This window comes from Chitinophaga sp. 10T418 (assembly GCF_056394125.1).
Genome location: NZ_JBFTHG010000030.1, coordinates 1 through 12,049, shown reverse-complemented (window position 1 = coordinate 12,049; position 12,049 = coordinate 1). Strand labels below are relative to the sequence as shown.

The following is a 12,049-nucleotide window of genomic DNA, read 5'->3' as shown; positions in this document are numbered from 1 at the left end:
CGTCCTTACCTAAAAGCGTATCTCCGTTCTTCAAACGGCTGGCCGCTTGCTTCTTGAAGGTTTCGAAATCAAAGTTTTGCCTTTCCATATTGTTTTATCAGTTTAAAGTTAAAAAACTTTTTACTGACACACTTTATGTAATAGTCTCGGAGAATCCCTTAAGTTCTGGCTCCTTACATCGTATGTACTCCGCTAACTCATCAACCACAGATTGCCCCCACTCTGCGCATTTCACCTTTCTACTAATGTATTCACCAATATTCCAATACAGGCTGATTAATTCTGTATTAACTGATCTCATCGCGGCAATACGCGAATTTCTGATCAGCTGAATTACCTCTAAAAATTGTTTGCTTAACATAGACGCAATATTCGTCTTTGCACGAGTAKGATTTTCTAAGCTGAGGTTAGCAATACAAGATTAACAAATCTTAAGAATAGCKATCTGATATATATAAAAAAACGTGATACATTCTTTCGAATTGTATCACGCTTTGTGATCCCCTTGGGAGTAGCACGTATGTTCGTAATGTCTTGTAGAATGGTGTTTGATAGTGGTGAGCGTTTATTGCTAACCGTGATGCTAACCTGATTACGTATAACCGTTATAGTCAGGAGTAATCACAGATAAAGATAAGTAATTCTAAATTATTTCCCTGGAAAGCCATTTAAATTAGTCCGATCATCTTTCGTACTAAAGGCACCCGCAAATTATAGGGGTAAATAGATGAAAAATCTTTGCTATTGAATTCAAAGCTGGGTTATTAAATCTAAAATCGGTAAGCTTAACTAATAATTCGACTTTATATCTAGCCCTTATCAAGGCCATGATATAGTCTTCACCCACTGGATACGGAGCAACGGCTTGCACTCTAAATGGAATTATCGCTAATGAAACCTCGGGGGGCAATTCACTAATCCTTGTGAGTAAGTCTTCTGGCTGTACCGGAGCATATTCCTGCAATGCGGAATTTTTAATAAAAACCATGTTTTTCTCCATCCTMAAAACAAAGCCTAAACACCTTTTCACCTTGATGTTAGTACAAAAGTACTTAAATGTGTGTAATTATAATTGTAACTGAATAAGTGATAGATAGTCTGGAAAAGGTAAAGAGAAATAGGAAATTAAAGGGATTGAATTAACTAATCGACTAAAAAGGGTCCGTGATTGGCGCAAGTTCTTCATAGCTAGGGAATAGAAGGACACATGGCAATGGCATCTCTTATGAAATTCGAAGAGGTAATTTTTATTTTATGTAACAAGAGTTGTTTTTGCTTTATTTCAGCAAATTAAGTCTATGATATTTTAAATATAATAATAATATGTCAAGCAGCCTTAAAAAAAATGAAAAAGAGAAGCCCAAGAAAATTGATAAGGATTGGGCTTTTGATTTCCTAATCTCTGAGTTTAAGAAAGAAACTGATAGAGCAGCTGTAATTTTAGTTGCAGCAATACTTGACGAGAAATTAACAACGTTATTGAAGTCCAGATTAATTGCAATTCCTTCCGCGAATGATGATCTATTTGAGGGTGGGAATGCTCCAATATCAACATTTAGCTCAAAGATTGATGTGAGCTTTAGGTTGGGGTTGATAAGCAGTAGGTTTTGTAGGGATTTGCATTTAGTCAGGAAAATAAGAAATTCATTTGCTCATGACATATATGGATGTAGTTTCGAAAATGGTGGTGTTAAAGCAAGGGTAATGGAACTTGGAAAAACCTGTACAACCCTACCTTATTATGAAGTCCTAGTTGAAGAAGATAACGCAAAAATAGAGCATGGATCTAGGGGGGTATTTTTATTTGTTGTTTCATTAATGGTTATGACTCTTGATTCATTATTGGATAGTATTGTATCTATAGAACCTGTTGAGGCTATTTCTTCTGAATTTATGTACCAGGATGGACCAAGCTATGCAAAAGATAGACGAGAAAGCAGAAAAAAAGAAAAGGAAGAGGAAAAAGAGTAAAGGACCGCATATTATTTGTTTCACTGAAACAAGTTAGTACTCCAATCAACATCGGTCGGAAATAGATTATGATTTAACCCAAATTGGCATTATTATGAAATATAAAGATATTCTACTTGAGAGGATCGCGTATTTAATTAGTCTGGCCGATAAAGCAAGTTGTACGGCAAATTTCCGATTACTGTATCCGAATTTGTTACCTCTCAGTTTTGCAACTTGCATTAATTAAGCAAATGATCATTGTATTCACAATACAATTAAAACGCATGAAAACATGAATGATACATGGTTTGAGTTTGAAAAATACTATTCTGAAATGAATTTAGAAAAGTTGCAATCTTTTTTTTTYAGAACCCCAGAATGAGTCGGAACAACTTGAATTTAAATCTGGAGACCTTCCAGTTGAAGGTCTTTATAAAGAAGTTTGCGCCTTCACCAATACAGATGGTGGGGTAATAATTTACGGGGCTCCCAGAGAGAAGAAGCATGAAAAAAGTGATATCAAAGTCGCAGTCGGGGAACTAACACCTACTAAACATGGAAAATCTGGAGACACCTTGATTCAAAAATTTATGACAGGTATCACTCCTGCTCCAACCGGTATAAAGGTAATTTCGATAAAAATGGAATCCGGTTATGTATATGTCATTATTATACCAAAGAGCGTAAAGCCCCCTCACCAGACTGAAGGGCGCTATTATATGCGGGCAGGAACAATGTCCATACCGGCCCCTCATGCATTTATCGAGGCGCTATTTAATCAAAGAACGCCTATAGTACTCGATTTCAATATAAAGCTAATTAATAACAAGGGAGACGAGACTCTTTTTGACTTATATTTAGAAGTTACTAATAAATCTAACTTCCCGGCACGTGAGGTAGATGGAATGATAATAATTACAGGAAGAGTTAGAGATCGTAGTAAAATAGAAGGGGAACCGCAATTTGAGACCAATCTTTTTGAGACTGGCAATAGAGAACTTATTTCTACGTTAAAATTTCCGACAGCAATAGCCTCAAATCTTTGGATATGGCGGAAGTTTAGCACCTTGAGGCTTCTTTCAGATTATTTCTACATCAAGGCATATATTTGGGCTTTTGATACACCTGCCATCTATAAATTTTTAAAAGTTGCAAAACAGGAGATTGTCCATTTAGAAAATACGGAGGAAATTCTAATAGCAGAAGAAGAAATAAAAGTCTGGAAGGGAATTTCGCAAGAGAGTGATTGATGAAATTTAGCTTTCCCATCTATATTCGATGCGAGTTGTAATCCATTACATTTTTGCGAAAAAAATAATACTACCTTTGTAACGACAAGCCAACCTAAGTAAAACTAAGTAAGCTGAAACAGCGAATCCGCACTTTGATAGACTAACGAATAGACCAAAACAACAAAGGGAGTAGCACGTATCTTCGTAATAGATTGTAGAGTCTGCGTTTGATAGTGGTGAGCGTTCGTTGCTAAGCGTAATGCTAACCTGATTACGTGTAACCGTTATAGTCAGAGTAATGAGAGGCAAAGATAGGTAACAAATGGAAAAATTGAAATACATAAAAGGAAACGACTAGTTTTCAATTTAAGATTTCTCCTTTTGGGATGCAGAGAAAGCTAAGTACTCAACTACTAGATAGCCTACGCAAATAGCAAGGATCAGAAAATTCCCTATACTAGCATTCTCATTAAATAGAATATTCCACAATGAGTAGACACAAAAGAAAAGAGCTATTATTCTAGACAGATAAACAAAATACTTCTTCATATAATTAAATTTATATATAACATTCCACATAAATTATATAAAAGTCATACTTCGTTATCTTCCAATGTCTCTGGCTCCCCGAAAACATGCCATCGATCTTGATATTTATCCAAGCGCTTAATCTTATTATAATCTAACCATGACCTTTTCTCATTACTCGTGTCATTAAACAACTCTTTGACCTCATTGCCCTTGCAATACAAAAAACTCAGGTTTAACGGATGGCTCATCAACTATAATCCTTCGAAGATTTTCTTTAATGCTATCAGTGTCCACACCAGTTAACCTGTTTAACATCTGAGCTGAAAGAGCGTCAGAGGCAATTCTCTCTACACCCGCGGTTTTAAAAAGAACATAAAGAGTAATAGTTAAAGCCGGAATTTTAGATTGGGTTTTAGCACTCTTGGTTTGTGGTATCTCAAACTCCGGCTTTTTGTGGTTTGCAATCAATGATTCTACCTGCGGCAGAGAGACCGATGAAAAAAAAGGCAAATAGATTAAAAGGTAGACTACCCCAAAACTCATGACCCCTGTCATGCATAGCGCAGATAAGTAAAGTAAATTAAAGTAAGGGCTAAACGGCGAAATAATAAGTAGTGCAATGCCGCACAATGATAGAAAGTGGTAAAGCACGTGCCTATACCAATAGATGGCGATTAATTTTCTCCGTGTGCCTTCAATACTCCAACGCGGAGCAGTTGTTAATTGTTCTTTGTGAATTGTACGGAGTAATAGCTGATTATAGCCTACATTAAGGGGAAGATCAAAAGTGGCAAAGGATGCCAAACGCTGCAAGTTCTTTTTCATATACAATCCTTTTAGTTAATATACGAAAAATATCATTTTAATTATTACTAACCGCTAGTTCCTAAAKGTTCTGCTCCTACCAACAGCCCTTAAATAGATGTGACAACTCACAAACGGAGAATTATTTTTATTTTTTGAGGATTCAAAAAAAATCCTAATTTCAATTGTTAATCCGAATATTTCTATACAACCCAATAACTGCTTATGGAAACGTACTTCAGAATAACACCAACAACATAATTTTTTATTACCCTCTAATTTTTGTCGAGCATGCAGAAAAAGTTATCCCTTATCGTCATAATCCTGGCGAGTTCACTTTTTGTTTTGCATTCGTGTACCAAGCAGGATAAGATTGAAAACAAAAAGTCTGACCCCCAAAAGGAATTAATACAGGCAGCTAAAAATTTTTATGAATCGTCCCCTCATGCATCATTAAACATTGCATGGGATCATCCTATTTTTTCAACCGATTTAAAACGGGTATCCTTCCCGCTTATTTGGACGGCCACATTTGAGACCCCTCAAAAAGCCTATAGGCGATTGGTAATTAGTCAGGATGGGAAAAAGAAGCTAACTGGGGAAATTATGGAAGCTGTGCCAACAGTGAGCTATTTCAATACGCACCTTAAGGGAATAAATAATACCGATTTTGAAGGCACCTTAGGTGTATATGATTTCATGATGAGAATTAAATATGCTGACTATTATGAGAAAGGCATAGCAAAATATAAAAGTGAAATTAAAACCTTCCCATCTAAAAAGGCATATACTCAATCCCCTAAACAAGAAGCCTGTTATTCAGTCCAAGCCACCTACTATCAAAATGGAGTGTATGGTGTCGTATCCTATTACTATTGTGATCAAACTGTGGGAGGACCGGTAAGTGGAGAAGTAGGCCAAGGGTCCGGGGACGGAGGAGGACCATCAATTGACAGATACGATAAAGCTGACCCAGATTGGGATGGTGGCAGCAGTGATCCAGTATATAATGGCGTGAAAGATCCTTGTGAGGAAAAAAAAGTAGTAACTAGTAACGCTTTAAATCCCGTTGTTAAAGCCCAAAACGATAAAATAAAGGCCTACCAAAGCTCATCCCCATATGAGTGGGGTACAGAACACGTCTTAAATGACTACCAACGCCCAGAATCTGGTTATAAAGACAAACCAATTAGAACAGATAATCAAATCGATGCTTTGGGTTCTAAATTTACCTGGAATGCTTCAGAAGGATATACTATTGGCTTCGTTCATGATCATCCTGCCAACACGGCTCCATCACCCAATGACATTTTCGATATGGTAGAATATGCGATGTACAATCAGGATTTGGAGAGATCTTTGGGTGGTAAAGCCTTTTTTATTGGCAACGCATCAGTAACCGTTATTGCCGGAGACCTAACTTATGTAGTCACTGTTAATAACTGGGACGCCTTGCAGGCACTATACAATACATTCCACAGCAATGAAGCTGCTTTTAATCAATCTTTCGAAAAGAAAGCAGATGCCTATAACTCCGGTATGAAAGCACTTATTAGAACATTTGGGGACGCAATTAATTTATATGTGACCGAAACGCCAGGTTCACCTAATTTTGTTCCAGTGTCTTTAACTTTTGATAACAAATTGTCATCACCTTGCCCACAATAAAAATCTCTAAATTTAATACGATGAAAAAATTAACAATTATACTTCTGGTTCTGTTTAACGTTTCGTTTTCCTACGGTCAAGAAAAGCCTTTAGATGAAGTTTTTACTATTACGCTACCTAAAGGAACAGAAAAGCTAACTCTTCAACAATTTAGAGATTTTGGCGCGACAAAGTTCAGTCACACTGCTGAATACTTCTCTGACGATCTATATTACAAAAATAACGGACTTGGTATTTCATTCCGAAATATGAGCGAATCCAAGCTTGGTAAGACGAGCCTGGAATCACAGCTAAAAGCAACACCTGCCTATCTTAAAATGAACAATGCTATCAAAGTGATTGACTCTAAAATCATCACTGTAAATAGCATTAAATTTTTAATCATAAAATACAAAGAGTATACAGATAATTTCATAAGAATTACATCTGACTATGATAAAAATGATCGATTATTATTGGGCCATATTCAATACATAGACAGCGATAGCACTAAAGCAGATCAGTTCTTACAGGATCTACTTAACTCGATGCATTTCAAAAATATATAAGCATAAAAAGGATATCTGAATACTGATTATCTACCCTAAAACGCCACACATTTGGACTATTTTTAGTTCATTGTGAGGCGTTTTCTATTTTGAATACGTTATCTTTTCCATTGTAAAATATTTCTTGCATAAGTAAGAAAAGCCAAGGGAACCAGTTAAGAATTGAAAATAAATATTGTAAATTAGTATAGACAAGTCAACCCGAATAAAACTAAGTAACCACGAATCGCAATTTCGCACTTTGATAGACTAACAAATAGACCAAAACAACAAAGCCCGCACACAGCGAGCAACTTCTTTTCATTCACTATTTCTCAGCTTTATCCTCTTGCTGAAATAGTTGCCAGATTTCATTCTTCAAAAAGAATACACGGGACCTCACTTTATACTTCCTTAACTTACCTATCCTTACCCAATCATTTACCGTTTGCCGGGTCACCTGAAATAATTCACATACTTCTGCAATCTTATAAACTGGCTTATAAAGTAGCCCAGGAGTCTCATAAACAAGCTTAGGGGAATCCCTTTTCTCTTTGACAAGTAATTCTTCCCGGATTATTAATCTAACACATTGCCAAAATTGGTCTGGATCGAAGGGGAATAACATCGGGGTCATAGCATTTTCATTACGCACACTTTCACTCATACACATTGCTTTTAAATTATTGGGGGACTTATCTATTCGAAAATAATTAAAAGTTCAAAAATAACCACTACCCCATTAAATTTTAAAGGGGTAAACCAGCGCCCCGACTTCGGAGGGAAAGCGCTAAAAGGGCAGGTTGTGATACAACCTGTTATCTTGCAGTTTACCGCGAAGCAGGGAAACAAAAGATAGGTTGTGATACAACCTGACATCTTGCAGATTTCCGCGAAGCAGGAAATTTCAAGACCGGTTGTATCACAACCGAACATCTTGCGGGTTCCGGCGAAGCAGGGAAGCATTGCAAAAATACTATCTTGAGGCTGCAAAAGAAAATCTCTGAAACTAATCTTCTAACCTTATTTCTCCTCCTTAACACATTATTTTAAAAAAATCCTTATATTTCATTTACCCAAAAAAATATGAAATCATGTCGTTAGATCTCAGGGAAATAGGAAATAAGTTGAATCGCTGTCGAACACAGTTAAAATATACATTATTTGAAGTCGAAACAGGTACAGGAATCCTTTCTGAAAGAATAGCAGATTTAGAGGATGCGAAAGCAGAAGCGACAGGTGATGAAATATTGATCCTTTCTGATTTTTACAAAGAGGACTACACGTTTTTCATTAGTAATCAGAAACATTCTGCATCTGAGAAAGTTGAAATTCTATATCGAAAATTTGGCAATTCATTTACTAAAGAAGATAGAATTGCCATACAGGAGTTTCTATATTTATGTGAATGTGAAGATTTCTTACTTAAGTCTTTGGAATTTGAATTTCAAGAATTCAAATTCACTCCACAAGGAAATTTTCATGTAAAACACGGAGAGGATGGTGCGCAGGAATTTAGAGAATTCCTAGCATTATCTCCTAATATGCTGATTAAAGACATTTATTCTGATATAAGGAAGACCGGTACACATGTATTTCGAAGAAGGCTAACAAACTCCGATATTTCGGGGCTATTTGTTAATCACCCCAATGCGGGGAAATGCATTTTGGTAAATTACGATGAAGACATTTATAGACAAAACTTTACAGTTGCACATGAGTTTGGGCATTCAATTTTTGACTACAATTCCGATATAAATATCTCATTTTTTAGTGATAGTAGAAAACCGGACAATTACGTGGAGGTTCGAGCAAATAGCTTTGCCTCCAATTTATTAATTCCCAAAGAAGCAATAAAAAACTTAAAGATCTCTAAATGGGATGATAAAATCTTGTTTAATGTCGCAGATCAACTTAAAGTAAATATCATGCCTTTATTAATAGTCCTAAAAAAAATAAAAGCGATTTCACAAGATGAATTTGATAATTTTAAACACCTAAAAATCCCTCAAATTGGAAAAGAAGACCCTGAATTAAAAGGATCAACACCCAAAATAAAAGAAGCCAAAACTTTTCTGTTAGAGAAAGGCTTGTCAACATTCTACGTGCAAAAATGTTATCAAGCATATAAATCAAACAAAATAACCGAAAGAAGAATGGCTGAAATGTTACTAACAGATATTTTCGAGCTTCCAGTTTTATTAAATCTCTTTTCTTTGAAATTAGAATATGGTAATTGACATTCAAATATTCAATAAATTAAATGTAACGGATAGCTGTTCTGTATACAATATACTTTCTTCTAATTTATTATTCATTACTGCTTTAAGAGAAAAATGTGTTTTCTCAATAACAAAATACGTTGAGTATGAATGCTTATATAAAGAAAGAAGCAAAATGACCGAAGCAGACCAATACTTACAAAAAAGACTTCAACACGAATTAGATAAGAAGAATTTTAATAGTTATACATTGACCATCGATGATTTACATGAAGTTTCCAAACTAGAAGATATTAAAAAGCTTGGAAAAGGAGAGTTATCTTCAATTGCCTTTGCGAAAAGAACTAACCAGGCAATCATTACAGATGATCAAAATGCAAGAAAGCTATCTCATAAAATATTGGGACTAGCAAACACCCAAACAACTAGCCACTTACTAGGCTGGCTTTTATTTCACAGGTATTTAACTGAGTTCGATCTACCTGCTGTCGTAAGTCAACATAGAGCGGCAGGAGGCCAACTAGAAAAATATTTTAATGCAGTAAACGAAGAATGCTTGCATATAAGGTTAATGCTCAGATAACCGACCTTAAATGCGCACATATGAAAAAACCTTAAATAAGGTCAGCCGCGGCGAAAATAGATTAAGAAAAATCTCCATTCAAATTAGCATCCTTTTGAGATTCGTACAATAATCTAACAACAACCAGAACAAAGTATTCAAACATGGAATATATCGTAATTGACACTAATGTATTTTACAACAATTGGTTTCTTAAAAATGCTAACTTCTCTTTCATTTCCAATTATATAGAAAACACTGGCTCTACTATATTATTATCAAGAATTGTATGCGAAGAGGTACAGAATAAATATGAAACGGAATTCGAAAGTATTAAAACAGCGTTCCAAAAAAATATCAGACAATTAGATAATTTTTATCCCTACGAAATTGATTTCAGCCTTGAAAGTTACACTTTTGATTTCTCAAAAGTGGTAACGGAGAAATTTAACAGAGTTTTTTATGTTGAGTATAATAATATCAATAATGGTCAAATCGTAAATAGAGCAATTAAAAAAATTGCACCTTTTAAAGAGCATGAGAAAGGCTATAGAGACACGTTAATTTGGTTGTCCGTGTTGTCATTTTTAAAAGACAGAAATATCAAAGATAATGTCATATTCATTACCGAAAATTATACCGATTATTTCGACAAGGAATCAAAAAAATTTAAACCTGATTTACTTAATGATATCAAAGAATATGGTATACAATGTAACATTGTACCTTACTTAAACTTACAATCATTTATTGAAACCTTAGACAAAGAAGAGTATGAGAGTCCAACAATGTTAGAAAGTCTCCAAAAGATAATCGATGAACAAGAGCCTGATATAGAAACTGAAATTGAGCTTTATATTAATCGCCTTTCAGTTAATGATATTCAAGACCTATTTTCTATTAGATCTAAATATCCATTTATCGAAACGTTGCTTGACTTCAATTTTGAAATTATTGAAGGGATAGAAAACTTCCAGATTAAACAACATAAAAAGATAGGGAGCAAAGAATATTACGTTAATTGCGAATTAGAACTTAGAATTTGTTCCTTTCTATTTGGCATACCACAAATTGACTACGATAAAAATAAGGTAAAAATCAACTCCGAATTTACCAATCAATATTTTGCCGAGGGCAATTTCGCCTATTTTGAAAAATATATACGTCCTCAATTCACAATCAACTTTATTATACACCTAGATAGCGAGGTAATTACTGGTATAGAAATTATTGAAGCTATATACACCATGAAAGAATGAATTGTAGGCTGCCAAAATAAAATCCTATCTTCGTAAAGATAGTTCCGCTCTTTGTAAAACCTCGTAAACTCTACCACCCTACTCAATCATTATAGAGTAAATTATAGAGCAAAAAAAGAAGACCCGCGCACCGCGCAGGTCTTCAAGTCTTCCAGTGATCCCCTTGGGACTACACCAATGCCTTATATATCGCGGCTTTTCAGGGTTTTAAAAGTTAGTGTAACCTTTTTTGTTACCTCCCGGAATAGCTCAATTTGATCAGGTTTGAAAGAACTTTTTATCCTCACGAAGGTACGAAAGAAAAGCCAAAAGGCTACAAAATGAATTAGGCAAAAGCCAACTTGACTGTTAGCCCTTTTCTCGATTTTTGTACTACATTTACGTTTGATTATATTGTGGCTATGACTAACAGCAAATCGATCATCACTAAACTTTCTGACTTAAAAGAAAAGGATAAATTCTTTTCTGAACAGTGGAGAAACAGAGGCCTTGTTCCTTCCGAGACGGAAATTTGCATACACCTGAATACCGTTTTCGACGATTTGTTAGATCAGTTAATAATTGCCGGGCAGGACAACAAATCAACCAGATTCACCCGGTCTGTTTTCTCCCGTACTTTAAAACGTCTTAATACTGCCGATTTTGACACAGAAGAAAGAGAGTTTATTGGAGATATGTTCATAATGATATCGAGGATACTCAGTATGGATATTTCAAGATCGCTTAACCGATGGGCATATGGACCTGCGCTAGGCTCTCTGATAAATTTAAAACTGGCCTTAAACCGTAAAAATCCCCCTGTTGAAACCCTTTCGCAGCCCTGCGTCAAATGTGGCAATATGCTTGAATCTTATATTTTAGAGAAGGAAGAAAGCAGTCCGGGATATAGTTATGAAGTAGTCAGATGCGATACATGCGATGAATATAATTTATTAGATCACGGGCCTGGCATAAAACAACTTGAGTTTGGTAATTATCAATGGGTTGAAAGACTAGACAAAAAAGAATATACTAAAGAACAAGCAGAGAACAGGGTAGAACAGATAAGATTTTTCAGAAAAAGATAAACCAGACTAAAATATAATCCGGAAGTAGAATTACAGAAATTTTTAGCCGGAGGGATTTATCTGTTTGAAAATCTGCGAGACTATTACATAAAGTGTGTCAGTAAAAAGTTTTTTAACTTTAAACTGATAAAACAATATGGAAAGGCAAAACTTTGATTTCGAAACCTTCAAGAAGCAAGCGGCCAGCCGTTTGAAGAACGGAGATACGCTTTTAGGTAAGGACG

Annotated in this window: 10 protein-coding genes and 1 pseudogene; 8 read left to right on the top strand and 3 right to left on the bottom strand. The window is 35.3% G+C overall.

Going from position 1 to position 12,049, the window contains the following annotated elements; genetic code table 11:
- Positions 1–133: 133 nt before the first annotated feature.
- Positions 134–361 carry a DUF1016 N-terminal domain-containing protein gene (locus AC1DCV_RS35510; RefSeq protein ID WP_477027638.1) on the bottom strand — a complete coding sequence of 76 codons (228 nt, stop codon included), beginning with the start codon at positions 359–361 and terminating at the stop codon, positions 134–136.
- A gap of 962 nt (positions 362–1,323) precedes the next feature.
- Here AC1DCV_RS35510 and AC1DCV_RS35505 point away from each other — a divergent pair.
- Together AC1DCV_RS35505 and AC1DCV_RS35500 are read left to right on the top strand one after the other, a co-directional pair.
- A complete protein-coding gene (locus tag AC1DCV_RS35505) occupies positions 1,324–1,971 on the top strand; it encodes a hypothetical protein (RefSeq protein WP_477027637.1) in 648 nt (215 codons plus the stop codon).
- Between the two features lie 374 nt (positions 1,972–2,345).
- Positions 2,346–3,203: pseudogene (locus AC1DCV_RS35500) on the top strand (AlbA family DNA-binding domain-containing protein); the annotation flags it as partial.
- A 714-nt stretch (positions 3,204–3,917) separates the two neighbouring features.
- Here the strand turns inward: AC1DCV_RS35500 and AC1DCV_RS35495 are convergent.
- Positions 3,918–4,541 (bottom strand): hypothetical protein, encoded by a 624-nt coding sequence (locus AC1DCV_RS35495; protein WP_477027636.1) that lies wholly within the window; start codon positions 4,539–4,541, stop codon positions 3,918–3,920.
- A 270-nt stretch (positions 4,542–4,811) separates the two neighbouring features.
- On the opposite strand from AC1DCV_RS35495, the gene AC1DCV_RS35490 reads away from it, so the two are divergent.
- Positions 4,812–6,188 carry a hypothetical protein gene (locus AC1DCV_RS35490; RefSeq protein ID WP_477027635.1) on the top strand — a complete coding sequence of 459 codons (1,377 nt, stop codon included), beginning with the start codon at positions 4,812–4,814 and terminating at the stop codon, positions 6,186–6,188.
- A gap of 20 nt (positions 6,189–6,208) precedes the next feature.
- Positions 6,209–6,736, top strand: coding sequence for a hypothetical protein (locus tag AC1DCV_RS35485; protein ID WP_477027634.1), 528 nt, complete (start codon positions 6,209–6,211; stop codon positions 6,734–6,736).
- Positions 6,737–7,043: 307 nt separating this feature from the next.
- Here the strand turns inward: AC1DCV_RS35485 and AC1DCV_RS35480 are convergent, their stop codons facing one another.
- Positions 7,044–7,382 (bottom strand): helix-turn-helix domain-containing protein, encoded by a 339-nt coding sequence (locus AC1DCV_RS35480; RefSeq protein WP_477027633.1) that lies wholly within the window; start codon positions 7,380–7,382, stop codon positions 7,044–7,046.
- 427 nt (positions 7,383–7,809) lie between these two features.
- On the opposite strand from AC1DCV_RS35480, the gene AC1DCV_RS35475 reads away from it, so the two are divergent.
- The 4 genes from AC1DCV_RS35475 (at position 7,810) to AC1DCV_RS35460 (ending at position 11,825) form a co-directional block, all read left to right on the top strand.
- A complete protein-coding gene (locus AC1DCV_RS35475; protein ID WP_477027632.1) occupies positions 7,810–8,955 on the top strand; it encodes an ImmA/IrrE family metallo-endopeptidase in 1,146 nt (381 codons plus the stop codon).
- A complete protein-coding gene (locus AC1DCV_RS35470) occupies positions 8,945–9,520 on the top strand; it encodes a hypothetical protein (protein WP_477027631.1) in 576 nt (191 codons plus the stop codon). The genes AC1DCV_RS35475 and AC1DCV_RS35470 overlap by 11 nt, the downstream gene beginning before the upstream one ends.
- A gap of 143 nt (positions 9,521–9,663) precedes the next feature.
- Positions 9,664–10,758 (top strand): PIN domain-containing protein, encoded by a 1,095-nt coding sequence (locus AC1DCV_RS35465; protein ID WP_477027630.1) that lies wholly within the window; start codon positions 9,664–9,666, stop codon positions 10,756–10,758.
- A 401-nt stretch (positions 10,759–11,159) separates the two neighbouring features.
- Positions 11,160–11,825, top strand: a complete 666-nt coding sequence (locus AC1DCV_RS35460; RefSeq protein WP_477027629.1) for a hypothetical protein — start codon at positions 11,160–11,162, stop codon at positions 11,823–11,825.
- Positions 11,826–12,049: the final 224 nt, after the last annotated feature.